The sequence below is a fragment of the Sphingomonas sp. Leaf412 genome (genome assembly GCF_001425405.1).
Lineage (GTDB): Bacteria > Pseudomonadota > Alphaproteobacteria > Sphingomonadales > Sphingomonadaceae > Sphingomonas.
The window spans coordinates 224,429-247,487 of the sequence record NZ_LMQP01000002.1; the positions used below are offsets into that span (position 1 = coordinate 224,429).

Sequence of the window (23,059 nt, forward strand, 5' to 3'; positions counted from 1 at the left end):
GCGTGCCTGCCCGCCCGCATCCCGCGCCGTTCGGCGCCCGCGACCTTCTGGTCGTCCTGGCCATGAACCTGTTGTGGGGGTTCAACATCATCGCGGTGAAGGCGTCGGTCGAGCTGATGCCGCCGCTGACCGCCGGGCTGTTGCGCCAGGCGATGGTCCTGATCGTGTGCGGCGCGGCGTTGCGCGTCGTGCCGGGGAAGATGCGCGCGCTGCTGCTGCTCGGCACGTTGACGGGCGGCGTGTTCTACATCTTCATCAACCTCAGCCTGGCGGTGTCGGACAATGTCGGCGCGCTGGCGATCGCGGGACAGCTGGGCGTACCGTTTTCCATGCTGCTGGCGGTGCTGGTGCTGCGCGAGAAGATCCACTGGCCGCGGATCGCGGGCATCGCGCTGTCGTTCGTCGGCGTCGGGCTGCTGGTGTTCGACCCCGCGGCGGCGAAGCAGGGCATGGGCCTGCTGCTGACCGCGGCGGCCAGCTTCGTCTGGGCGATCTGCTCGCTGATCCAGCGCAACCTGAAGGGCGTAAAGGTGCTGACCATCTACGCATGGGTCGGATTGATGGGCACGATCGTGATGGCGGCGGCGTCGCTGCTGGCGGAGCCGGGCGCGCTCGCCGCGGTGCCCGACCTGCCGATCGCGGTGCTGGCGCCGATCGCCTTTTCCGCGGTCGGATCGACCGTGCTGGGGCAGGGGGCGATGGTGTGGCTGTTGCAGCGGCACCCGGTGTCGACGGTCACGCCGCTGACGCTGGCGGCGCCGGTGGTATCCGTGTTCACCGCCGCCTATTGGTACGACATGCCGCCGACCTGGCCGATGCTGCTGGGCGGGGCGGTGGCGATGCTGGGGGTGGGAATCGTGACGGTGAGGACGGCGCAGGCGAGCGAAGGGAAAGCGGGCGGGGGGAAAGCGGGCGAGGGACGAAAAGCGGCATGACGCCAATCGAGCTGCCGTCCCCGAATTTCAACGCGCGCACCGGGCCGATCACCATGATCGTGCTGCATTATACCGGGATGCGCACCGCGCGGGAGGCGCTGGACCGGCTGCGCGACCCCGCCGCCGAAGTTTCCGCGCATTACGTGGTGGACGAGGACGGGACGCTCTACCGCCTCGTCGCGGACGAGCATCGCGCGTGGCATGCCGGCAAATCGCACTGGCGCGAATGCGACGACGTCAATGCCGCCTCGATCGGGATCGAGATCGTCAATCCCGGCCACGAATTCGGCTATCGCCCATTCCCGGAGGCGCAGGTCGACGCGGTCGTCCGCCTCGTCGCGCACCTGAAGGACCGGTACGAGATCACGCGCGGGAACGTCGTCGGCCATTCGGACGTCGCGCCGACGCGCAAGCGCGATCCGGGCGAGCTGTTCCCGTGGCACCGCCTCGCCCGCCTGCGGCTCGCGCTGCCGCGACCGACGAAGAATTTGATGGACCCCGAATGGGGGGAGGCGGCCTTCTGCCTCGCGCTCGAACGGTTCGGTTACGACGTGACCGACCGGATGGCCGCGATCATGGCGTTCCAGCGCCGCTTCCGCCCCGAGCTGATCGACGGCGAGATGGATGCGGAATGCCGGATGATCCTGCTCGCGCTGCTGTTGCCAAGGCCGCAGGGGGACGACTAGGACGGTCGCGCCGGAGGGCCGGGCGGCCGCGTCGCGATTCGTCGCGCCGAGGAAAGTCCGGGCTCCACGAAACGACGGTGGCGGGTAACGCCCGCCGGTCCGGGCTTCGGCCCGGGTCAGGGAAAGTGCCACAGAGAGCAGACGGCGACCACTTCGGTGACGCCACGGTGAAAGGGTGCGGCAAGAGCGCACCGCGCGGCTGGCGACAGTCGCGGCACGGCAAACCCCACCGGGAGCAAGACCGAATAGGGACGGCACATGGGTGTGTTTCCACCCGTCGTCCGGGTTGGTCGCTTGAGCGCGTCGGCAACGGCGCGCCTAGAGGAATGGTCGCCCATCCGGTTTCGGCCGGTGGACAGAACCCGGCTTACAGGCCCTCCGGCGCCTCTCCCCTCCCCACGTGGGGGAGGGGAGTTTGCATCGTCCCCCCGCCTCCCTATGTGCGGGCGCAAGATGTCGCGTCGACCCACCCGAACCAACGACTGGGGCTTTCCCCGCTGGCGCGCCTATGGCGCGGAGCGGGAGGCGGTGCGCGTGCGGCTGTGCGACCGCCACGGCTGTACCGAGCCGGGCGATTGCCCCGCGCCCAAGTCGCCCAACTCGCCCGACCGCTGGTATTTCTGCCAGGCGCATGCGGCCGAATACAATCGCGGCTGGAATTATTTCGAGGGGCTGAGCGCGGAGGAAGCGGCGGAGCGCGAGGCGACCGAGCGACGCAACGCGGGCGATTTCACCGAATCGCGGACCAACAGCTGGGCCGGGCCGGGCGACGGCACGCGCAGCCGCGACGAGATGCGCGCGCTGGACGTGCTGGAACTGGAGACGGACGCCACGATCGACGACGCGAAGCTGGCGTGGCGGCGGCTGGCGAAGGCCAATCACCCCGATGTCCGGCCCGGCGACGCGGAGGCGGCGGCGCGCTTCCTGGCGGTCCAGGCGGCGTGGGACGTGCTGCGCACCGCGGAGGAGGCGCGTACGTGGAAGCCGCTGTGAGGGTCCCGTGAAGGAACGGGTGTCGGCGCGCTGGGACGGCGCGATACTGGTGTGCGGCAAATGCTCGAAGAAGGTCGGCGGCGGCTTCGGCGCGAAGGGGAAGCGCGCGCTGGCGAAGGAATTGCGCGGGCAGCCGGGGCTGGGCAAGGGACGCAAGGCGGCGACGGGCGTGGTCGAGACGAAATGCCTCGGCATCTGCCCGCGCGGCGCGGTGGTGGTCGTCGATACGCGTGTGCCGGGGGAATGGCGGCTGGTGCGCGCGGGGGCGGACGTCGCGGCGCTGGCGGCGACGTTGCGCGGGTGATGGTTGCTTCTGCAAAGCGTCCCTCGCCCGTGTGGAGGCAGGGGCCGCCGTGACACGTCATTGCGAGCGTGGCGAAGCAATCCGGTGCCGCGCCTGACACCCTGGATCGCGTCGCTTCGCTCGCCATGACGAGCTACGCTTACACGTAGCGGGCGGCGGTTTCGCGGATCAGGGCGATCATGTTCGGGATGCCCTGCGTCCGGTTGGAGCTGAGCTGTGCGCCCAGCGCGAAGGGGGCCAGCGCGCCCTCGATGTCGGTGGCCATGATCTCGGCTGCGGTGCGGTCCTGCACCGTCAGCAGGACGAGCGCGATGATGCCCTTCGTGATGTGCGCATTGCTGTCGGCCAGGAAATGCAGCCGCCCGTCGTCGCGCAACGTCGGATAGACCCACACCGCCGCCGAGCATCCGCGGACCAATGTCGCATCGGTCTTCAGCGCGTCGGGCATCGGTTCGAGGCCGCGACCCAGATCGACGAGCAGGCGATAGCGATCGTCGCCTTCGAGGAAGTCGTATTCGTCGTGGATGGTGGTCAGGTCGTTCATGCGGCGGGTCGCTATCATATCCTCCCCGTGCCGGGGAGGGGGTGGGGGGGCGTCCACGAACGCGTCGCCTGTGGCACGCCCCCTCCACCATCCTTCGGATGGTCCCCCTCCGCGCGGAGCGGGGAGGATATTACAGGTCGACGCCGCTGGCGATCGCCTCCAGCTTGCGGATGCGTTCCTTCAGGTCCGCGATCTCGATGCGCGCGCTGGCGCTCGGGCCGGACGGGGCGACCGAATGATGATGCAGGTCGCCTTCCAGCCGCAACTGCTGCTGCTTCAGCTGAAGCCAGCCGCGCCAGCCGTTTAGGGCGGCGAAGACCAGCATCGCGAGGCCCGCGAGCGCCGCGACGGCGGTGGTGAGGTAGACGTTCGGATCGGACATCATTTGCCTTCTCCCTTCCCGGGCCGACCGCGGGTCAGCGGTCGCGCAGCTGTTCGATCTGGCGGTCCAGATCGTGGCTGCTGTGGTTGTCGGTGACGAGACGTTCGAGCACCTGGACGCGTTCGCGCAGGGCCTTCACCTCGTCGTTCTGCACCGGACCTGCGCCATCGGACCAGGGCGAGGGGGCATGCCCCTGCCGCGCGATCGCGCGGTGCCGCTCCTTCGCGACGCGGCCCAGCGTGGTGATGAGCACGATCGCGACGACCATGAATGCAATCGACCAGGGCACCTGTCTTCTCCGTTCCTAAAGGGTTTGTCCCGTCGCGCGGGCGGTCAGTTCAGCGGCCGTTCGCGGTGGGGGGCGGGCAGGTCGCGCAGCGTTTCGATCTCGTCCGCCAGGGCGACGCCGCGATCGGTCGCGATCCGTTCGAGCACGCGGACGCGCTGTTCCAGCCGTTCGGTGTGCGCGGCATATTGCGCCGCCTTCTCCGCGGTTTGCGCATTCAGCGCCTCCGCCATCCGTTCCTTGTGCTTCAGCCAGCGCTTGAACATGTCGCCGCCCACGCCCAGCAGGGTCGGCAGGCCGATCACGACGATGAAGAACAACAGGATAAAGGTCGACTTTTCCATCGTGGCGCTCCTTCAGTTCACCGGCCCGCGCAGGGCCTCGATCTCGTGGCTCAGGCGGTGCGAGCTGTCGGTGACGATCCGCTCCACGTTCGCGAGGCGATCCTTCACCGCGCCCAGTTCGGCGCGCAGTTCGCCGTTCTCCTGCGTCAGCAGGGTGATCCGCTGCGACGTGGCGTCGGTCTTCTGCGGGTAGACCGCCTTCCCCCAGCTGTTTTCCAGCGGGTAGCCGTTCTTGACCCGGAGCCAGGTGGTGAAGATCCATCCGCCGATGCCGGCGAAGCCCAGGGTCATGCCGCCGCCGATGATCCACGGCAGGTTGGGCACGATGATGTCCGCGGGGTTCATGTCGTTCCTCCCTCTGCCTGTCGGCGTCAGCGGTCGCGCAGCGCGTCGATCTCGCGCGCGGTTCGCGTCGCGGGGTCGGTGGCGATGCGTTCGAGGACCGCGATCCGCTCCTCCAGTCGGCTGACCTGCCCGGTCAGCTTCTCGTTCTGCGATTCCAGCAGGCGGACGTGGCGCTGCGCGTCGGGATCCGCCTTGTCGATGTTGCGACCCCAGTCGTCGCTGATCGAGTAACCGTGGCGGGCGCGGATGAAGTTGTTGATGACCCAGGCCGCGGTGCAGATCGCGACGAGGGAGATGACGAACCAGGGACCGTGCATTGTGTTATTCCCTTATTCCTGTCCGCCCCCCGCCGTTCGGCCCGAGCGCGGTCGAAGGCTGCGCCGTGCATGTGCTTCGACCTCGCTCGGCACGAACGGGGGTTGGGGCGATCGGCGTGCGTGTCAGCGCAGGCTGTCGATCTCGTTCGCCAGCGCGGTGTTGCGGCTGGTGTAGTGGAGTTCGATGTCGGCGAGGCGGCGGTCGAGTTCGCGGAACTTGCTGCGCACCTCCGCGGTCGAGCGTGTCGGGTTCGACCGCACGCCCTGCCAGAACTTCTGGTCGGCGCGGTCCTGGTACAGGTCGACCGGCTTGGCCTCCGCCATCCAGGCGATCAGCCAGTAGGCGACCAGCGTCCAGGGGAAGCCCCCGGCGAGGGTGAGCAGGATCATCGCGATCCGCACCCACATCACCTCGATCCCGGTATAGTCCGCGATCCCGGCGCAGACGCCCTTCCACTTGGCATCCTGCTTGTCGAGATAGAACTTCGTACGGCTGCCGGCCATCAGTTCCTCCTGTCGATCAGCGGACGCTCGATGCCCGCTTCGAGACGATAGTCGGGCTGCGACCGATAGTCGGCGATGCCCGGGCGAAAATCGGGATTGTCGGCGGCCACGATCCGCTCGACCGTATTGACGCGATCCTCCAGCCGGCGGGCGAGGTTGTACATCTCGTCCAGCAACCGTTCGTCCTCGTTCGTCATCTTCGGCGCCGTCTTCCACTTCGTGACGTAGTGGAACACCAGCCACGGCAGCGCGATGAAGAGGATGCCGCAGACGAATATCGGGACCAGAACATCTTCCATCCTAGCGATCCTTCTTCATGCGGGCGCGAAGCGCTTCCAGCTCCGCGTCGATCTTGTCGGAGGAGCGCAGTTCGTTGAACTCGTCCTCCAGCGATTTCGGGGTCAGGCCCATCGCCTCGGCGCGGCCCTCCGCCTCGTCCGCGCGGCGTTCCAGCAGCTCGAAGCGGCTGAAGGCGTCGTGCGTCTTGGGTCCGTTCCACATCTCGCGCAGGCGGGCCTTGTTGTTGGCGCTTTCCAGCCGGGTGGCGATCGCGTTCTGCTTCGCCCGCGCCTCGCGCAGCTTGCTCTGCAACTTCGCGATATCCTCTTCCGACCCGCGCAGCGCCTCTTCCAGCACGGCGGCCTCCTCGCGCAGCTGGGCCGCCATCTCGGCCGCCTTGCCGCGCTCGACCAGTGCCTGCTTGGCCAGATCCTCGCGATCCTTGCTCAGCGCCAGTTCGGCCTTCTCGGTCCAGCTGGCTTCCAGGTCGGTCAGCTTGCCGATGTGGCGCCGCATCTCCTTCTGGTCCGCGATCGTGCGGGCGGCGGAGGCGCGGACTTCGACCAGCGTCTCCTCCATTTCCATGATGATGATGCGGACCATCTTCGCCGGGTCGTCCGCCTTGTCGAGCAGTTCGGCCATGTTGGCGGCGACGATGTCGCGGGTGCGGGAGAAAATGCCCATCTGCGTGAAACTCTCCAAGTGCGGGCCCTTCCTATCGTTTAATGTCGCGGGGCGGGAGGGGGTCGTTCCCGCGCCGCGACCCGGCCGCTACGCGATGCGCGCGGCAGGAGCGGTGTGCGCCAGCGAGGTGGCCGGGCCGACCGTGCCGATCAGCAGCGTGGCGCTGGCGAGCAGGGTGAGGGCGACGGCGGCGAGCTTGCTGGTGAAGGTGGCGGTCATGATGTGTCTCCGTTGATCCTGTGGTCACCGTCGATGCGGTGTTGCCGGATACTTTGCATGGGCCGTGCCAGTTTCGGAAATGGCGGAAAACCGCGACTTTCTGAACGAGGGCTGTCGATTACAACAATAAACGCTTGCCAGCCGTTGGCGGAATGCGCCAGTTGTTGGCGATGCAGCGCAAGACCCAGGTGATCGGCCAATCGGGCGCCTTCCTCGACGCGCTGGAACGCGCCAGCCGCGCCGCCGCGCTGGATCGGCCGGTGCTGGTGATCGGGGAGCGCGGCACCGGCAAGGAGCTGGTCGCGGAGCGCCTGCACCGCCTGTCGCCGCGCTGGGACCAGCCGCTGGTCGTCATGAATTGCGCCGCGCTGCCCGAGACGCTGATCGAGGCGGAATTGTTCGGGCACGAGGCGGGGGCCTTCACCGGCGCGACCAAGGCGCGGACCGGGCGGTTCGAGGAGGCGCACGGCGGCACCTTGTTCCTGGACGAACTGGGCACGCTGTCGATGGGCGCGCAGGAGCGCCTGTTACGCGCGGTCGAATATGGCGAGGTCGCGCGGATCGGATCGTCGCGCCCGATCAACGTCGACGTCCGGATCGTCGCGGCGACCAACGAGCATCTGCCCGACAAGGTCGAAGCCCATGAATTCCGGGCCGACCTGCTCGATCGCCTGTCGTTCGAGGTCGTGACGCTGCCCCCCCTGCGCGCGCGGCGCAGCGACATTCCGGTGCTGGCGGACCATTTCGGGCGGCGCATGGCGGCGGAGCTGGGGTGGGACGGCTGGCCCGGCTTCGGTCCCGCCGCGGCGGACGCGATGCTGGAATACAGATGGCCCGGCAACGTGCGCGAATTGCGCAACGTGGTCGAACGCGCGGTCTATCGCTGGGAACGGGGCGGGGCGATCGACGCGATCGAGTTCGACCCGTTCCAGTCGCCCTTCCGGCCCGGCTCGGGCACACCGGCGCCGTCGCGACCGACATCCGCGGCCGCGCCGCCGGCGGAGGAGCAGGAGGACACCCCCGTCGTGGCGTGCGAGGAGGGGCCGAGCGATTTCAAGGCGCGGGTCGCGCGGTTCGAGCGTGAATTGCTCGCGCGGTCGCTGGCGGAGAACCGTTTCAACCAGCGCGCGACCGCGGAGGTGCTGGGCCTGTCCTACGACCAGCTGCGCCACGCGCTGCGCCGCCACGACCTGATCGGGACGGTAGCGTAACGAACAGGGAGCGATTAGGGCCGGGCTGCGTTACCCCCGCGACTTTTCAGGAGGACAAGATGGCGTTCGAACTTCCCCCGCTGCCCTATGGTTATGACGCGCTGGAGCCTGTCATCTCGAAGGAGACGATGACGTTCCACCACGACAAGCATCATGCCGCCTACACCGCCAAGCTGAACGAGGGCGTCGCCGCCGATCCGAAGCTGGAGGGCAAGACGATCGAGGAGATCCTCGGCATGATCTCGTCGCTGCCCCCGCTGGTCCGCAACAACGGCGGCGGGTTCTGGAACCACGATTTCTTCTGGAAGATCATGGCGCCGAAGGGATCGACGCAGCCGTCGGGCAAGCTGGCCGCGGCGATCGACGCCTATGGCGGGCTGGACAAGCTGAAGGAGGATTTCAACGGCAAGGGCGCGGGCCAGTTCGGTTCGGGCTGGGCCTGGGTCATCAAGGATTCGTCGGGCGCGCTGAAGGTGACGTCGACGCCGAACCAGGACAATCCCCTGATGGACGACGCCAAGGAGCCGGGGACGCCGATCCTGGGCAACGACGTGTGGGAGCACGCCTATTACCTGACGTACATGAACGACCGTCCGGGCTATCTGAAGGCGTGGTGGGACGTCGTGAACTGGGACGAGGCGGGCAAGCGGTTCGACGCGGCCTGACCCTCACCTGATCCTTTCCGTCATGCCGGGCTTGTCCCGGCATCCACCGGTCCGCGCGAGCGGAAGCCGTTCAGTACACGGCACGGTGGACCCCGGAACAAGTCCGGGGTGACGGGGGACAAGTGCCTTTGATTCCAACGAATCCGGAACCCCGCGCGCCATCGTCGGTTCGGCGTGGCATTACCGAAAACGCCCCGACCCGCACCACGCCCACCCGCCGCACGATCGTCGCCGGCATGGCCGCCACCGCCGCCGCTCCCGCCGTCGCGCAGGAGGCCAAGGCCCCCGGCGCGCCGACCGCACCCGCCGCCGCGGCCTATCCCAAACCGCCGTTTCCGATGCAGCGCCAGCCGTGGCCCGGCCTGGCGTCGAAGATGCAGCCGCGGCCGGATCACGGCGAAACCAGCTACAAGGGCGCGGGCCGGCTGGCGGGGAAGCGCGCGCTCATCACCGGGGGCGACAGCGGGATCGGGCGCGCGGCGGCGATCGCCTATGCGCGCGAGGGCGCCGACGTCGCGATCAACCACCTGCCCGAGGAGGAGGCCGACGCGCGCGAGGTCCTGGCGCTGATCCGGGCGGAGGGGCGCAAGGGCGTGTCGATCCCCGGCGACCTGAGGGACGAGGCGTTCTGCAAGCGGCTGGTCGCGCGTGCGGCGAGCGAGCTCGGCGGGCTCGACATCCTGGTCAACAATGCCGCGCGGCAGCAGACGCGCGCGGGTATCGCGGACATCAGCAGCGCCGATTTCGACGCGACGATGAAGACCAACGTCTACGCCCCCTTCTGGCTGACCAAGGCGGCGGTGGCGATCATGGCGCCGGGGGCGGTGATCGTGAACACCTCCTCCGAACAGGCGGGCGATCCCTCGCCCGATATCGTCGATTATGCGCTGACCCGCGCCGCGGTGCTGAATTTCACGAAGGCGATGGCCAAGCAGCTGGCGTCGCGGGGCATCCGCGTCAACGCGGTCGCGCCGGGGCCGTTCTGGACCCCGTTGCAGGTCAGCGGCGGGGCGACGCCCGAGAAACAGAAGACGTTCGGGCAGAGCAGCCCGCTGGGGCGGCCGGGCCAGCCGGCGGAGATCGCGGGGCTCTACGTCGCGGCGGCGGATCCCTCGCTCAGCTATTCCACCGGGCAGATATTCGGATCGACCGGGGGCAACGGGCAGCCGGCCTAACCCTCCGGCGGCACCGGCGCGGGTTCGTCGCCCAGTTTCAGGCCGTGACGCATCAGCATGGGCACGTTGGCGATCGCGAACAGGAAGGTGGCGGGCATCACGATCCACAATTTGTAGATCGTCCACAGGTCCCACCCCCGCCCTTCGCCGAACAGCGCGCCCGCGCCGCGCCACACCGCCTCGTTCAGTATCGCCATGACGGCGAAGAAGATCGCCCAGTTGATCGTCATCCGGCGCCAGCCCGCCTGCGACAGGCCGGGGTAGACCGTGCCGAGCAGCTGTTCCAGCAGCGGGCGGCCGGTCGCCAGTCCGAAGGCGAGGGTGGCGGCGAGGAGGACGTACACGATCGTCGGCTTCATCTGGATGAAGCGCGGATCGCGGAAATACATCGTCAGGCCGCCGAACACGACGACCAGCCCGCCCGATATCAGCAGCATCGGCGGGATGCGGCCCAGCTTCACCTTCGCCACCACCAGCGCCACCGCGCTGGCCAGCGCGAACACCGCGGTCGCGACGATGACGCGCGCCATCAGCAACGCCTCCAGCCGCCCCATCCCCGACAGCGTGCCGGTGAAGGCGTCCACGATCCGCCGCGCGACCTCCGCCGGCAGCAGGAAGTTGGCGAGGAAGAACAGCGCGAGCGGGCCGTAGTCGATCGCGGCGCGGATGCGGCCTTCGTTGGGGGATCGGGTGGTCATGATGCTCCGGGTTCGAACGAGGTCGTCACCCCGGACTTGATCCGGGGTCCATCGTGCCGCGTACATAACGCCCGATGCTCTTGCGGCGCGATGGATGCCGGATCAAGTCCGGCATGACGGGTGCGACGGTTCACTTCCGCTCCGTATCCACGCCCGCGATGATCCGGCTGACCTCGCGCGCGTCGAAGGGGCGGAGGTCGCCCATCTGCTCCCCGATCCCGATCGCATGGATCGGCAGGCCGTAGCGTTCCGCGGCGGCGACCAGCACGCCGCCGCGCGCCGTCCCGTCCAGCTTCGTCATGACGAGGCCGGTGACGCCCGCGACCTCCTTGAACACCTCGATCTGGCTCAGCGCATTCTGGCCCGTGGTGGCGTCCAGGACCAGCAGGACGTCGTGCGGGGAGGCGGGATTGATACGCCCCAGCACGCGGCGGATCTTCGCCAGTTCGTCCATCAGCTCGCGCTTGTTCTGCAAGCGGCCCGCGGTGTCGACGATCAGGACGTCAGTGCCGATTTCCGTCGCCTTCTTCACCGCGTCCCACACGATGCCCGCGGCGTCGCCGCCCTCCGGTCCGGTCACGATCGGCACGCCGATCCGCTCCGCCCACGTCCGAAGTTGCCCGATCGCGGCGGCGCGGAACGTGTCGCCCGCGGCCAGCATGACGGCGTAATCCTGTTCCAGGAACAGGTGGGCCAGCTTCGCGATGGTCGTGGTCTTGCCCGATCCGTTGACGCCGATGACCAGGATCACCTGCGGCCGGGGGAAGGCGTCGATCGCGATCGGGCGCGCGACCTCAGCCAACACCTTCTCCACTTCCTCCGCCACGACCAGGCGGATGCCCAGTTCCTCCATGTCGCGTTCGAACGTGCCCTCCGACAGGCGCTGGCGGACCTTGCCCGCGGTGGCGGGGCCGAGGTCGCTGGCGATCAGCGCCTCCTCGATCTCGTCCAGCGTATCGTCGTTCAGCCGCGCGCCGCCGAGCCCCGCCAGGTTGCCGACGAGGCGGTCGGAGGTGCGGCGCAGGCCGCCCAGCAGCTTGTCGTGCCAGCTGTTGCTCATGCGATATGTCCGGTCAGGTGGGTGTCGGTGGCGGCGGTGACGGCGACGGGGACGATGTCGCCGATTTCCACCCGCCCGGAGCGTCGTCGAAGGTCATGCGCGGCGCTCGGGCTTCGAGTTCGCTCGGCCCGAACGGAGGTGGTTTGGTCGTGAGCGGCCAACCGCACCTCCGCGAAGTTCGGCGCGTGGCCGCGGTCGCCGGGCTTTTCGATCACGACCGGCTGGGTCGTGCCGATCAGGCCCTTCAGCCATGTCGCCCGGTGCGCGGCGGCGGCGTCGCGCAGGGTCGCGGCGCGGCGACGGGCGACGTCGGGCGCGACCTGCGGCATCCGGGCGGCGGGGGTGCCGTCGCGCGGGCTGTAGGGGAAGACGTGGGCGTGGACGATGGCGCAGTCGGCGACCAGCGCCAGGGTGTTCGCGAAGGCGGCGTCGCTTTCGGTCGGGAAGCCCGCGATCAGGTCCGCGCCGATCGCGATGTCGGCGCGTGCGGTCTTCAGCCGGTCGACCAGGCGCACCATGTCGCGCCGCGAATGGCGCCGGCGCATCCGCTTCAGGATCAGGTCGTCCCCCGCCTGCGCCGACAGATGGACATGGGGCGTGACGCGCGCTTCCTGCGTCAGCAGCGCGAACAGCCGGTCGTCGACCTCCGCCGGATCGAGCGACGACAGGCGCAGGCGTGCGAGCGCCGGGACCTGCACCAGCAACGCCTCGACCAGCGCGGCCAGCGGCTGTCCGCGATCCGCGTAGCTGGTGAGGTCGACGCCGCTCAGCACGATCTCGCGCTGCCCGGCCGCCACCAGCGCGGCGACGCGCGGGACGATGTCGGGAATCGCGTCGGAGCGGCTCGCGCCCCGTCCGGCGGGGATGGCGCAGAAGGTGCAGGCGTGGTCGCACCCGGTCTGCACCGCGACGAAGCCGCGGGTGTGCGCGCGCGGCGGCGCCATGTTCGGCGCGCGCCCGTCGGCGCCGCGCCAGCTTTCGGGCAGCTGCTTCGCCGCGTTGGGTACGATGCGATCGACCTCCGGCATCGCGGCGAAGGCGGCGCGATCCATGTCCGACGCGCAGCCGGTGACGACCAGCTCCGCGCCCGGCCGCTGGCGGCGCAGGCGGCGGATCGCGGCGCGCGTGTCCTTCACCGCACGGTTCGTGACGCCGCAACCGTTGACGACCGCCACGTCGCGGCCATGGGCCAGGGCGCGGATCGTCTCGCTTTCGGCGATGTTGAGGCGGCAGCCCAGCGTGATTAGGGTCGGGCCGGAAGGGGACAGCATGGCGCGCGATCTAGGGATGACGGCAGGCGAAGTCGACTCCGCGGCGGGGGAGGTGCTCGACTTCTGGTTCGGGCTGCCGAAGGAAAAGAGGTTCGCGAAGGATCCCGCGCTGGATCGGGAGATCGCGACGCGGTTCGGGGCAGTGCGGCGGGTCGTCCACGATACGGCGGCGCAGGCGTGGCGCGACGATCCGCGGACATTGCTGGCCGCGATCGTGCTGCTCGACCAATTCTCGCGCAACCTGTTCCGCGACGATCCGCGCGCGTTCGCGTCGGACGGCATCGCGCGCGACCTGACCGACCGGGCGATCGCGAAGGGATGGGATGCCGCCATGACCGCGGAGGAGCGCGTGTTCCTGTACATGCCGTTGATGCATGGCGAGGATCCCGCGTCGCAGGCGCGGAGCGTGGCGATGTTCGAGAAACTGGGGATCGCGGAAAACCTCGCCTTCGCGCGGGACCATGCGGCGGTGATCGACCGCTTCGGCCGCTTCCTGTCGCGCAACGCCGCGCTGGGGCGGGAGACGACCGCGGTGGAGCAGGCGTATCTGGCCGATGGCGGCGGCTGGTAGGCGGGTCCTAGCGACGGACGACCCGGCGGATCGCGGCCTCCAGCGCGGCGGCGTCGTTCGCGCGGGCGAAACTGTGCGAGGCGGTGGGGACGATCGTCGCCGCGCCGCCCGGCCCGCGCGCGGCGGCGAAGGCGATGGCGGTCGCGTCGTGCGCCGCCAGGACGACCGTGGCGGCGTCTCCCCATGCGTCGATCGCGCGCACGACCCGCGGCGCCAGCGGCGGGGGCGGCGCGCCCCGGGCCAGCTTCGCCAGCCCGCGGGCGAACTTCGCCAGGTCCACGCCCCCCGACAGCAACCGGCGCCATTCGTCGGGACGGCGCAGCTTCGCGGCATAGCCCGCGCGGATCGCGGCGGCGGGGGGCAAGGCGTCGCGCTCGTCCCCGGTCCACGGGTTCGCCAGCACGACCGCGTCGATGCCCAGCGCGCGTCCCTCGATCGCCAGCAGGGTGGCGGCGTCGCAATTGCCGAAGCCGACGACCCGCGCGACGCCCGCCTCCGCGCGGAAGGCGGCGAGCGCGGCGGCGAGGTCGGCGCGTGCCTCCGGCTGGCCCACGTTCGCGCCGGGCGAATCGCCCACGCCGCGACGATCGTAGCGCAGGACGGGGATATTGTCCGCCGCCAGCCGCGCGGCGAGCAGCGCCATGCCGCGATGCGCGCCCGCGCGTATTTCATTGCCCCCTGATACGATCAGCAGGCCGGTATCGCCCCGCCCCTCGTCCAGCGTGCCCAGCAACGTCTCGCCCGCGCAGGGGAAGGCGATCACCCGTCGCATGCGGCGATCCAGGCGGCGATGTCGTCGGCCAGCGTCGCGGCGAGCGCGGGATGGTCCAGCGGCTCGCTCGTGCGCCACGGGGGCGGGGCGGCGACGTGCAGGTCGGCGGCACGCGGATCGCCGTCGAGCCGGACGGTGCGCACCGGGGCGGTCGTGGCGGGCACGGCGGCGTCGAGCTGCGCCATCATGGCGTCGTCCACGACGTTCCCGGCATAATCCTCGCCACCTGCGAGGGCGCGGACGCGGCGCAGGTCGCGCGTGACGGCGGCGCCGGGGACGGGCGACAGGTGCCAGCGCGATACGACCGACGCATGACCATCGACCAGCGCGCCGCCGCGGATCGCGACGACATGGACGGGGCCGGGCAGCGACGCCGCGGCGGCGGAAAATGCGGCGCGCCAGTCGGGCAGGCGGGCGTCGGCGGTAGCGACGAGGCTGTCGTTCTGACCCGGCAGGTCGGGCAGCGCCGATGCGATCCCGCGCGCGCCGAGGCGACGGAGCGTGTCGACCAGCAACCGGCGCGTACGGTTCGCTTCCTCGAACAAGGCGGGCGCGGCGAGGATCGTGGGGCCGGTGCCGGGGCCGAAGCGAAGCATCGCCTCCTCCCCGCCGGTCCAGAAGTAGCGGGCGGTCCGCGCCGTCAGATCAGCGCCTTGCCCGCGGCGAAGCGGGTCAGCGCGCCGAAGGTTTCCAGCATCTCGCCATCCACCTCGTCGTCGTCGATGACGATGCCCAGCCGGTCCTCCAGCTCGGTCAGCACCCCCGCGACCGCCATCGAATCCAGTTCGGGCAATGCGCCGAACAATTCGGTCGTGGCGTGGAACGCGGCGACGCGATCCTCCGACAGCGCGAGCACGTCGCGCAGGACCGCGCGCACGGTGTCTTCCACCTGGCTCGTACCGTCCGGGATCAACCGCTCTCTCCCAATGCTGCGACCGCGAAGATGCCCCGATAAGCGCGGGGGATGAAATCCGCAACGGGGTGGGGCATGGAAGCTTCATGGCCGCGCCCGACCTCCTGCCCGATCCCGTCCCCCGGCCGATCGACCACGTGCTGCGCGGACGCCCCGACGCGGTCGCGCTGATCGATCGCGCGGGGACGATGACGGTCGCCGAGGCGGAGGCGGCGGTCGCGCGGCTGGCGGGATGGCTGGCGGCGCAGCGGTTCGCGCCCGGCGACCGCGTGGCGACGTGGTTGCCCAAGACGCGGGTCGCGTGTCTGATGCCGCTGGCGGCGGCGCGTGCGGGACTGGTCCACGTGCCGGTCAATCCGGTGCTGAAGCGCGCGCAGGTGGCGCATATCCTGGCCGACAGCGGGGCGCGGATGCTGCTGACGCAGGCGGCGCGCGCGGCGACGTTGGAACCGGGCGATGCGCCGATGGTGACGACCGAGGCGGGCAGTGGCGACGCGATGCCGCGATCCGCGGCCGATCCGGCGGCGTTGGCGGCGATCCTGTACACGTCGGGATCGACCGGGCGGCCGAAGGGCGTGATGCTGAGCCACGCCAACCTGTGGCTGGGTGCGATATCTGTCGCGCACTACCTTGGAATCACGGCGGAAGATCGCGTGCTGGGCGTGTTGCCACTGGCGTTCGACTATGGCCAGAGCCAGCTGCTGTCGACGTGGGTCGCGGGGGCGGCGGTGGCGCCGCTGGATTACCTGACCGCGCGCGATGTGGTGAAGGCGGTGGAGCGGGTCGGGGCGACGACGCTGGCCGGGGTGCCGCCGCTGTGGACGCAATTGCTGGAGACGGCGTGGCCCGACGCGGCGGCGGGATCGCTGCGGCGGCTGACCAATTCGGGCGGGGCGCTGACGCCCGCGATGGTGCGGGCGTTGCGCGCGCGCTTCCCCGCGGCGCGGCTGTTCGCGATGTACGGCCTGACCGAGGCGTTCCGGTCGACGTACCTCGACCCGGCGCTGGTCGACGCGCACCCGGATTCGATCGGGCGCGCGATCCCGTTCGCGGAAGTGATGGTCGTGCGGCCCGACGGGGGCGCGGCAAGGCCGGGCGAGGCGGGGGAGCTGGTCCACGCCGGGCCGCTGGTGGCGCAAGGATATTGGCAGGACGCGGCGCGGACCGCGGCGCGGTTCCGCCCGGCGCCCGCCTTCTCCCGATACGGCGGCATCGCAGTGTGGTCGGGGGACAATGTGGTGGCGGACGACGTCGGGCTGCTGCGTTTCGTGGGACGTGACGACGAGATGATAAAGACCGCCGGTAACCGATTGAGCCCGCAGGAGATCGAGGAGGCGGTCACCGCGGGGGGCGAGGTCGTTGAGGCGGTGGCGGTGGGGGTGGCCGACGCGCGGCTGGGACAGGCGATCGTCGTCGTCCTGCGCGGCGACGCGGCACGCGAGCCCGCCCTGCGCGAGCGGCTGAAGCGCGACCTGCCGACGTTCATGCAGCCGTCCCGGATCGAATGGCGCGCGGAATTACCGCGCAATGCCAATGGCAAGCTGGATCGTGCTGCCATCGCGCGGGAGGTTCGGGCATGAAGCCGATGGGCCCGTTGCCGCCCGAGTTCGCGTCGCAGGCAGGATCGTTGACGATCGGCGGCCGTTCCGCGGACGAGTGGGTCGCGGACCATGGTTCGCCCGTGTTCGTGTACGATCCGTCGATCGTCGCGGCGCGGGTCGCGCGGTTTCGCGCGGCGATGCCCGGTATCGACCTGCATTATGCCATGAAGGCCAACCCGTTACCGGCGTTCCTTGCGGCCGTCTCGCCGCTGATGGATGGACTGGACGTCGCGTCGGCGGGGGAACTCGCCACGGCGTTGCGCGTGAAGCCCGCGGGGGCGATCAGCTTCGCCGGGCCGGGAAAGCGCGACGACGAGTTGACGGCGGCGATCACGGCGGGGGCGACCCTGAACGTCGAGAGCGAGGGCGAGGCGACACGCGCGCTGGCGATCGGCGACGCCCTGGGCATCACGCCGCGGCTGGCGGTGCGCGTGAACCCCGACATCGAACTGCGCGGATCGGGCATGAAGATGGGCGGACGCGCGTCGCCCTTCGGCGTCGATGCGGAGCGCGCGGCGGCGCTGATCCGGCGCATCGTGGCGGCGGGTGCGGACTGGCGCGGGCTGCACATCTTCGCCGGATCGCAGGCGCTGGATACCGCGGCGATCGTCGAGACGCAGGCGGCGACGCTGGCGCTGGCGGCGCGATTGACGGAGGAGGCGGGGGCGATGCCGCCGCTGGTGAACCTGGGCGGCGGGTTCGGCGTCCCGTATTTTTCGGGCGATACCCCGGTGGACGTGGAACGGATTGGTGCCGCGCTGGCGGCGGGAATCGCGGAATCGCCGCTGCGGACGCGCCATGCGATCGAACTGGGGCGGTGGCTGGTGGCGGAGGCGGGCGTGTATCTGACCCGCGTGGTCGATCGGAAGGAAAGCCGGGGGGAGACGTTCCTGGTAGTCGATGGCGGGCTGCACCATCAACTGGCGGCGAGCGGGAATTTCGGGACGGTGGTGCGCCGCAACTATCCGCTGGCGGTGGCGGATCGGATCGGCGCGCTCGCGGACGACGTCGTGTCGGTCGTCGGGTGCCTGTGCACGCCGCTGGACCGGCTGGGCGACCGCGTGGCGTTGCCGCGGGCGGACGTGGGGGATGTGATCGCGGTGTTCCTGGCGGGGGCCTATGGCGCGACGGCCAGTCCGGGGGGATTCCTGGGGCATGCTCCGGCCGGGGAGGTGGTGGCCTAGATTTCGTTCACGCGAAGACGCGAAGACGCGAAGGAGGGAAGGGATCGTTCGCGCAGAGGCGCGGAGGACGCAGAGGGGGACGAACGTCGCACCTCCGCGGGATCAATTCTCTTCGCGTCTTGGTGTCGTCGCGTGAATCTCCTCCGCTTCGCGGGCCGGCCCTGTCGACGGTCGGTGTGGCGCTAAGCTAAACGCTATCTTCACCTCTGTCCGGCCATAGCCTTCGCCAAAGCGCCGTCGGGCGCGGTGGAGGTTTGACATGCGCGTGGGTGTCGTATCGTTGGTCGCGGCAACGATGCTGTCGGGGATGCTGTCGGGATGCGGCGGCGGGGCCGGGGGGCGGCCGGAGCTGCCCGCGGCGACCTTCGTCGCGACCAAGGAGCAGCCGGGCGAGGAATATGTCATCGGCCCGCTCGATTCGCTGCAAATCTTCGTCTGGCGCAATCCCGAACTGTCGTCGAAGGTGCAGGTCCGCCCCGACGGCCGGATCACCACGCCGCTGATCGCCGACATGCCCGCGGTGGGGAAGACCCCAGCGATGCTGGCCGCCGACATGAAACTGGCGCTGGGCGAATATATCAAGGACCCGATCGTCTCGGTCATCGTCGACAGCTTTTCCGGCACGTACAGCCAGCAGGTCCGCATCGTCGGCGCGACGCAGAAGCCCGCCAGCCTGCCGTACCGCGCCAACATGACGCTGCTGGACGCCATGATCGCGGTCGGGGGGCTGGGCGAATATGCCGCGGGGAACAAGGCGCGGCTGATCCGGTACGACCGCGCGACGGGGAAGCAGACCGAATATGCGCTGAAGATCGGGCGGCTGCTGAAGAACGGCGATGCCTCGGCCAACGTCAAGCTGGAGCCCGGCGACGTCGTCATCATCCCGGAAAGCATGTTCTGACGTGACCGGCCTGTTCGAGGAAGTGCGGATCGCTCTGCACACCATCTGGACGCGCCGCTGGCTGGGGCTGGCGGCGGCGTGGGGCGTATGCCTGCTCGGCTGGCTGGTCGTCAGCCAGGTGCCGAGCAAGTACGAATCGCGTGCGCGCGTGTTCGTTCAGATGCGGTCGGTCCTGCCCGCGGGGGCGGATCCGGGCGCGGCGAGCGACGCGGCGCAGGATATCGACACCGTCCGCCAGACGCTGACCAGCGCGGTGAACCTGGAGAAGGTGGTGCGCGGCACCGACCTGGCGAAGGGCGTGGCGACCGATCGCGACGTCGCTGATCGCGTCGCGGGGTTGCAGAACGCGATCAAGGTCGTGGCGCAGCAGAACAATCTGTTCGAGATCACCGCCACCGCCGCGACCCCGAAGCTGGCCGCGGCGATCACGCAGAAACTGATCGACATCTTCGTCGAGACCAACCTGTCCGACGACCGGCAGCAGGCGACGCAGACGCTGACCTTCCTGGACGGGCAGTTGCAGACGCTGGGCGCCAAGTTGCAGGACGCGGAGGCGAAGCGCGCGGATTTCCAGAACCGCTACCTCGGCAGCCTGCCCGGCACCGGCACGATCGGCGACCGCATCGGCGCGGCGCGCGCGCAGATGAGCCAGGTCGACGGCGACCTGGCCGCCGCGACCAGCAGCCTGGGCGCGGTGCAGGGGCAGATGGCGAGCGTGCCGCGCATGGTGGCGGGCGGCGGGGGCATCGCGCCCGGCATCGGCCCCGCGCGCGCGCGGCTGGCGGCGATCCAGGGGCAGCTCGCCGATGCGCGCGGGCGCGGCTACACCGACCAGCATCCCGACGTGGTCGCGCTGAAGCAGCAGCTCGCCATGGCGCAGGGCGCGGCCCGGAGCGAGCCGATGGGCGCGGGCGCGGACGGCAGCGTCGCCAACCCGGCGTACCAGTCGTTGCAGGCGATGGTCGCGGACCGCCAGTCCGCGGTGGCCGCGTTGCAGATGCGGCGGCGGCAGTTGCAGGGCGACCTGGACCAGCTCAACGCCAAATTGGCGGGCGATCCCGCGGTCGCCGCCGAACAGGGCGACATCGACCGCGACGCCACGGTGCTGAAGGCGCAGTACGACCAGTTGCTGGCGCAGCGCGAGCAGGTGAGCCTGCGCGCGCAGGCGGCGACGCAGACCGATGCGGTGAAGTTCAGCGTCATCGATCCGCCCACCGCGCCGCGCGTGCCCACCGCGCCCAACCGGCCGCTGCTGCTGAGCGGCGTGCTGATCGCAGGATTGCTGGCGGGCGTCGGCGCGGCGTTCGCGATGGGGCAGGTGCAGGCGACGTTCCCCACCGCACAGCGGCTGGAGAAGGTGTCGGGCATGACCGTCATCGGATCGGTCGGCGAGATGCTGACGCGGCGGCAGGAGGACGAGCGGCGCCGGCGGCTGAAATGGTTCGCGGGCGGGGCGGCGGCGCTGGCGGTCGCCTATGTCGGGCTGCTGGGGCTGGAGATGGTGCAGCGGGGGCTGGCGGCATGAAGCACGAGACGCTGATCGAGGCGGCGGCGCGGGTCTACGACTTCGACGCCTATTTCCGTCCCGCCGCGCCGGTGGCCTCTCCCGTCATCGCGGCGCCCGCGCCCGCGGCGGACGACGTCATGCCGACGCTGGCCGCCATTCCCGTGGAGTTCCTCGCCAACGGCGTCGACGACGAGGACGACTGGACCCCGCCGCCGTCGGGCATCGCGCCGATCGACCGCACGATGCTGGCGGAAAAGGGCATGCTGGTGCCCGGCGCCCCGGTGGGGGCGCTGGCGGAGGAATTCCGCCTCATCAAGCGGCAGCTGCTGCTGACCGCGCAGGAGGTGGGCGAGGGCGGGAAGGCGCAGCGCGCGCGCACGATCCTGGTCGGATCCGGCAAGCCGGGCGAGGGCAAGACCTTCTGCGCGATCAACCTGGCGATCAGCCTCGCCGCGGAGCGCGACGTCGAGATCCTGCTGGTCGACGCGGATTTTGCGAAGCCCGACGTCATGGCGTCGCTGGGCCTCGACGATTCGACCGGGCTGCTGGACATCCTGGCCGATCCGACGATCGATCCCGAGGCGTGCGTCGTGCGCACCGACGTGCCGCATTTGTCGCTGCTGCCCGCGGGGAAGCGCAGCCACTCGGATACCGAATTGCTGGCGAGCCGGCGGACGGAGGCGGTGCTGGACCGGTTGCTGGCGGCCGATCCGCGGCGGCTGATCGTGTTCGACACGCCGCCCGCGCTGGCGGCGTCGCCCGCATCGGTGCTGGCGCTGCTGGTGGGGCAGGTGATGCTGGTGGTGCGCGCGGACCGAACGACGGAGGCCGACGTGCGCGAGGCGGTGCAATTGCTCGACGGTTGCGACGAGATCGCGCTGGTCCTGAACTCGGTGTCGTACGAGCCGGGGCGCGGGCGCTTCGGCAGCTATTACGGTCAGGGGGAGTGATCGTGGTTCGATCTCGATCGGAGGCGGTCGTCACCCCGGACTTGATCCGGGGTCCATCGTGCCGCGGGGATAACGATCGTCGGAGCATGCGGCGCGATGGATGCCGGATCAAGTCCGGCATGACGGTGGCGATCGGGGCTGCTGCTCTCGTATGCGCTGCCACCCCTGCGACGGCGCAGCGGGCGCGTTACGTGCAGCCCTATGTCGATGTCGCGCAGGTCGTGGCCGCGGACCTGACCAACGACGATGTCCTGACCTACACCTCGCTGGCCGCGGGGATCGACGCGGGCGTCAATACCGCGCGCAGCCAGGCACAGGTCAGCTATCGCTACGAGCGGCGGTTCGACTGGGGCGACGATGCGGTGACGCAGGACGTCCATTCGGGGCTGGCGCGTGCCGCGATCGGCATCGGCCGGGGCGTGAACCTCGAAGCCGGGGCGATCGCGACGCGCAGCCGCAGCGACATCCGCGGCGCGGCGCCGGGCAATTTCGTCGGCGACGTGGCGAACGTGGCGCAGGTCTATTCCCTCTACGCCGGGCCGTCGGTGACGACGACGTCGGGGCCGCTGAACATCGCGGGCAGCTATTATTTCGGCTTCACGAAGGTGGAGACGCCCGACGTGCCCGGCCCGGTGCCGGGGCAGCGGCTGGATTATTTCGACACCTCCACCAGCCATCTGGCGCAGGCATCGGTCGGCATCGCGGCGGGCGACGTGGCGCCGGTCGGCGTCACGCTGTCGGGCGCGTACGAGCGCGAGGATGCGGGGCAGCTGGACCAGACGTACGAGGGATGGTTCGGGCGCGGCGACGTCATGCTGCCGCTTTCGGGCAATGTCGCGGTGCGCGCGGGCGCGGGATATGAGCGGATCGAGGCGACGCAGCGCGATCCCCTGCTCGACGGCACGGGCAATCCGGTGCTGGACCGCAACGGCCGGTTCGTGACCGACCCCGCCTCCCCGGTCAGGATCGCGTACGAAACCGACGGGCTGATCTACGACGCGGGAGTCATCTGGCGCCCCAGTCCGCGGCTGGAATTGCAGGCGAATGCGGGCTGGCGCTACGGCGGGGAGACGTATTTCGGCTCGCTGAGCTACACGCCGAACCGCAACGTCGGGCTGGGCGTGATCGTCTACGACGGGATCGAGACGTTCGGGCGGCAGGTCCGCGACGGCCTGCGCGACATGCCGACCGCGTTCGACGCGCGGCCCGATCCGTTCGGGCAGCAATTCTCCGGCTGCGTGTTCGGCGCGCGGCCGGGCACGGGCGGCAGCGGCGCGGGCGGGTGCCTGAACGACGTGTTCCAGTCGATCGCGACCGCCAGCTATCGCGCGCGCGGGATCGATGCGGTGCTGAGCGCCAGCTACGGCCGGACGCGCTTCGGCATCGGCGGCGGCTATGCCAATCGTCGGTTCAACGCGCCCAATGGTTCAGGGGGCGGCGCGCCCGGCGTCGTCTATTACGGGGTGGAGGACCAGAGCGCCTACGCACAGGCGTTCTGGGGCCGCGACCTGTCGCGCGTGTCCGCGGTGGACGTGACATTGTTCGGGAACTGGTCGTCGAGCGGGCTGGCCGGTTTCGCGGGGGCCGGCAGCGACGTCTACGGCGGGGGCGCCAACGCCACCTATTCGCTCCAGCTCGGCCGCCTCGGCACGCTCGCCAGCCTCGGCGTCTACGGCTTCGACCAGGAGGGGTTCGACACCCAATGGTCGGCGCAGGCGCTGCTCGGCGCACGATACACCTTCTGACGGAAAAGCAACG

At 70.2% G+C, this 23,059-nt stretch carries 30 protein-coding genes and 1 other RNA gene; 15 read left to right on the forward strand and 16 right to left on the reverse strand.

Annotation, left to right across the window (positions count from 1 at the left end):
• The first annotated feature begins 2 nt into the window (after positions 1-2).
• The 5 genes from ASG29_RS05495 to ASG29_RS05510 all read left to right on the forward strand — a co-directional run bounded on the left by ASG29_RS05495 (position 3) and on the right by ASG29_RS05510 (position 2,918).
• Positions 3-935: a DMT family transporter gene (locus ASG29_RS05495; protein ID WP_235532790.1), complete on the forward strand. Its 933-nt coding sequence runs from the start codon at positions 3-5 to the stop codon at positions 933-935.
• On the forward strand, positions 932-1,621 hold the full coding sequence (locus tag ASG29_RS05500) for an N-acetylmuramoyl-L-alanine amidase (protein WP_055981422.1): 690 nt from the start codon (positions 932-934) through the stop codon (positions 1,619-1,621). Before ASG29_RS05495 ends, ASG29_RS05500 begins: the two co-directional genes overlap by 4 nt.
• A gap of 10 nt (positions 1,622-1,631) precedes the next feature.
• Positions 1,632-2,007, forward strand: an RNA gene (rnpB, locus tag ASG29_RS07105) — RNase P RNA component class A.
• 67 nt (positions 2,008-2,074) lie between these two features.
• On the forward strand, positions 2,075-2,614 hold the full coding sequence (locus tag ASG29_RS05505) for a J domain-containing protein (RefSeq protein WP_055982273.1): 540 nt from the start codon (positions 2,075-2,077) through the stop codon (positions 2,612-2,614).
• A 7-nt stretch (positions 2,615-2,621) separates the two neighbouring features.
• Positions 2,622-2,918 carry a hypothetical protein gene (locus ASG29_RS05510; RefSeq protein WP_055981425.1) on the forward strand — a complete coding sequence of 99 codons (297 nt, stop codon included), beginning with the start codon at positions 2,622-2,624 and terminating at the stop codon, positions 2,916-2,918.
• A gap of 139 nt (positions 2,919-3,057) precedes the next feature.
• On the opposite strand, the gene ASG29_RS05515 is transcribed toward ASG29_RS05510, so the two are convergent.
• The 10 genes from ASG29_RS05515 to ASG29_RS17725 all read right to left on the reverse strand — a co-directional run bounded on the left by ASG29_RS05515 (position 3,058) and on the right by ASG29_RS17725 (position 6,822).
• A complete protein-coding gene (locus tag ASG29_RS05515) occupies positions 3,058-3,462 on the reverse strand; it encodes a SufE family protein (RefSeq protein WP_055981427.1) in 405 nt (134 codons plus the stop codon).
• Between the two features lie 130 nt (positions 3,463-3,592).
• The gene (locus ASG29_RS05520; protein ID WP_055982275.1) at positions 3,593-3,844 is read right to left on the reverse strand and encodes a hypothetical protein; all 252 of its coding nucleotides are present in this window, start codon (positions 3,842-3,844) and stop codon (positions 3,593-3,595) included.
• Positions 3,845-3,878: 34 nt separating this feature from the next.
• The gene (locus ASG29_RS05525) at positions 3,879-4,133 is read right to left on the reverse strand and encodes a hypothetical protein (protein WP_156457900.1); all 255 of its coding nucleotides are present in this window, start codon (positions 4,131-4,133) and stop codon (positions 3,879-3,881) included.
• Between the two features lie 44 nt (positions 4,134-4,177).
• Positions 4,178-4,474 carry a hypothetical protein gene (locus tag ASG29_RS05530; protein ID WP_055981430.1) on the reverse strand — a complete coding sequence of 99 codons (297 nt, stop codon included), beginning with the start codon at positions 4,472-4,474 and terminating at the stop codon, positions 4,178-4,180.
• A gap of 12 nt (positions 4,475-4,486) precedes the next feature.
• The gene (locus tag ASG29_RS05535; RefSeq protein WP_055981433.1) at positions 4,487-4,819 is read right to left on the reverse strand and encodes a hypothetical protein; all 333 of its coding nucleotides are present in this window, start codon (positions 4,817-4,819) and stop codon (positions 4,487-4,489) included.
• A 26-nt stretch (positions 4,820-4,845) separates the two neighbouring features.
• Complete coding sequence (locus tag ASG29_RS05540; protein WP_055981437.1) at positions 4,846-5,136, reverse strand: hypothetical protein; 291 nt, start codon at positions 5,134-5,136, stop codon at positions 4,846-4,848.
• Between the two features lie 123 nt (positions 5,137-5,259).
• Positions 5,260-5,640 (reverse strand): envelope stress response membrane protein PspC, encoded by a 381-nt coding sequence (gene pspC, locus ASG29_RS05545; protein WP_055981440.1) that lies wholly within the window; start codon positions 5,638-5,640, stop codon positions 5,260-5,262.
• Positions 5,640-5,939, reverse strand: a complete 300-nt coding sequence (gene pspB / locus ASG29_RS05550; RefSeq protein ID WP_055981443.1) for an envelope stress response membrane protein PspB — start codon at positions 5,937-5,939, stop codon at positions 5,640-5,642. The genes pspC and pspB overlap by 1 nt, the downstream gene beginning before the upstream one ends.
• A 1-nt stretch (position 5,940) precedes the next feature.
• The gene (pspA, locus tag ASG29_RS05555; protein ID WP_055981446.1) at positions 5,941-6,603 is read right to left on the reverse strand and encodes a phage shock protein PspA; all 663 of its coding nucleotides are present in this window, start codon (positions 6,601-6,603) and stop codon (positions 5,941-5,943) included.
• Positions 6,604-6,690: 87 nt separating this feature from the next.
• On the reverse strand, positions 6,691-6,822 hold the full coding sequence (locus tag ASG29_RS17725; RefSeq protein WP_268796209.1) for a hypothetical protein: 132 nt from the start codon (positions 6,820-6,822) through the stop codon (positions 6,691-6,693).
• Between the two features lie 170 nt (positions 6,823-6,992).
• On the opposite strand from ASG29_RS17725, the gene pspF reads away from it, so the two are divergent.
• From pspF to ASG29_RS05570, 3 genes are all read left to right on the forward strand, one after another.
• Positions 6,993-8,033 (forward strand): phage shock protein operon transcriptional activator, encoded by a 1,041-nt coding sequence (pspF, locus tag ASG29_RS05560; RefSeq protein ID WP_055982278.1) that lies wholly within the window; start codon positions 6,993-6,995, stop codon positions 8,031-8,033.
• 59 nt (positions 8,034-8,092) lie between these two features.
• Complete coding sequence (locus ASG29_RS05565; RefSeq protein ID WP_055981449.1) at positions 8,093-8,698, forward strand: superoxide dismutase; 606 nt, start codon at positions 8,093-8,095, stop codon at positions 8,696-8,698.
• Between the two features lie 236 nt (positions 8,699-8,934).
• Positions 8,935-9,873 carry an SDR family oxidoreductase gene (locus ASG29_RS05570; RefSeq protein WP_082515681.1) on the forward strand — a complete coding sequence of 313 codons (939 nt, stop codon included), beginning with the start codon at positions 8,935-8,937 and terminating at the stop codon, positions 9,871-9,873.
• Here ASG29_RS05570 and ASG29_RS05575 read toward each other — a convergent pair.
• The 3 genes from ASG29_RS05575 to ASG29_RS05585 form a co-directional block, all read right to left on the reverse strand.
• Positions 9,870-10,571 carry an inner membrane-spanning protein YciB gene (locus ASG29_RS05575; protein ID WP_055981452.1) on the reverse strand — a complete coding sequence of 234 codons (702 nt, stop codon included), beginning with the start codon at positions 10,569-10,571 and terminating at the stop codon, positions 9,870-9,872. The two genes, ASG29_RS05570 and ASG29_RS05575, sit on opposite strands and share 4 nt — an antisense overlap.
• 130 nt (positions 10,572-10,701) lie before the next feature.
• Positions 10,702-11,631: a signal recognition particle-docking protein FtsY gene (gene ftsY / locus ASG29_RS05580; RefSeq protein WP_055981455.1), complete on the reverse strand. Its 930-nt coding sequence runs from the start codon at positions 11,629-11,631 to the stop codon at positions 10,702-10,704.
• A complete protein-coding gene (locus ASG29_RS05585) occupies positions 11,628-12,902 on the reverse strand; it encodes a MiaB/RimO family radical SAM methylthiotransferase (RefSeq protein WP_200932372.1) in 1,275 nt (424 codons plus the stop codon). Before ASG29_RS05585 ends, ftsY begins: the two co-directional genes overlap by 4 nt.
• Between ASG29_RS05585 and ASG29_RS05590 the strand changes: the two genes are divergently transcribed.
• The gene (locus tag ASG29_RS05590; RefSeq protein ID WP_055981458.1) at positions 12,901-13,473 is read left to right on the forward strand and encodes a DUF924 family protein; all 573 of its coding nucleotides are present in this window, start codon (positions 12,901-12,903) and stop codon (positions 13,471-13,473) included. The two genes, ASG29_RS05585 and ASG29_RS05590, sit on opposite strands and share 2 nt — an antisense overlap.
• Before the next feature lie 7 nt (positions 13,474-13,480).
• Here the strand turns inward: ASG29_RS05590 and ASG29_RS05595 are convergent, their stop codons facing one another.
• From ASG29_RS05595 to ASG29_RS05605, 3 genes are read right to left on the reverse strand one after another with little or no spacing between them, the layout of a single operon-like run.
• Complete coding sequence (locus ASG29_RS05595; RefSeq protein WP_055981461.1) at positions 13,481-14,245, reverse strand: hydrolase 1, exosortase A system-associated; 765 nt, start codon at positions 14,243-14,245, stop codon at positions 13,481-13,483.
• Positions 14,233-14,841, reverse strand: coding sequence for a hypothetical protein (locus tag ASG29_RS05600; RefSeq protein WP_055981463.1), 609 nt, complete (start codon positions 14,839-14,841; stop codon positions 14,233-14,235). Before ASG29_RS05600 ends, ASG29_RS05595 begins: the two co-directional genes overlap by 13 nt.
• 44 nt (positions 14,842-14,885) lie before the next feature.
• Positions 14,886-15,134: a phosphopantetheine-binding protein gene (locus tag ASG29_RS05605; RefSeq protein WP_414884204.1), complete on the reverse strand. Its 249-nt coding sequence runs from the start codon at positions 15,132-15,134 to the stop codon at positions 14,886-14,888.
• A 110-nt stretch (positions 15,135-15,244) separates the two neighbouring features.
• Here ASG29_RS05605 and ASG29_RS05610 point away from each other — a divergent pair, with 110 nt between their 5' ends.
• The 6 genes from ASG29_RS05610 (at position 15,245) to ASG29_RS05635 (ending at position 23,046) form a co-directional block, all read left to right on the forward strand.
• Positions 15,245-16,738, forward strand: coding sequence for an AMP-binding protein (locus ASG29_RS05610; RefSeq protein ID WP_055981467.1), 1,494 nt, complete (start codon positions 15,245-15,247; stop codon positions 16,736-16,738).
• Positions 16,735-17,943, forward strand: a complete 1,209-nt coding sequence (locus ASG29_RS05615; protein WP_055981471.1) for a pyridoxal-dependent decarboxylase, exosortase A system-associated — start codon at positions 16,735-16,737, stop codon at positions 17,941-17,943. Before ASG29_RS05610 ends, ASG29_RS05615 begins: the two co-directional genes overlap by 4 nt.
• A gap of 259 nt (positions 17,944-18,202) precedes the next feature.
• The gene (locus ASG29_RS05620; protein WP_055981475.1) at positions 18,203-18,844 is read left to right on the forward strand and encodes an XrtA/PEP-CTERM system exopolysaccharide export protein; all 642 of its coding nucleotides are present in this window, start codon (positions 18,203-18,205) and stop codon (positions 18,842-18,844) included.
• Between the two features lies 1 nt (position 18,845).
• Positions 18,846-20,369, forward strand: coding sequence for an XrtA system polysaccharide chain length determinant (locus tag ASG29_RS05625; protein ID WP_055981478.1), 1,524 nt, complete (start codon positions 18,846-18,848; stop codon positions 20,367-20,369).
• Entirely contained in the window at positions 20,366-21,301 is a 936-nt protein-coding gene (locus ASG29_RS05630; RefSeq protein ID WP_055981481.1) for an AAA family ATPase, read from the forward strand. Before ASG29_RS05625 ends, ASG29_RS05630 begins: the two co-directional genes overlap by 4 nt.
• Positions 21,302-21,492: 191 nt before the next feature.
• Entirely contained in the window at positions 21,493-23,046 is a 1,554-nt protein-coding gene (locus ASG29_RS05635; protein ID WP_235532791.1) for a hypothetical protein, read from the forward strand.
• Positions 23,047-23,059: the final 13 nt, after the last annotated feature.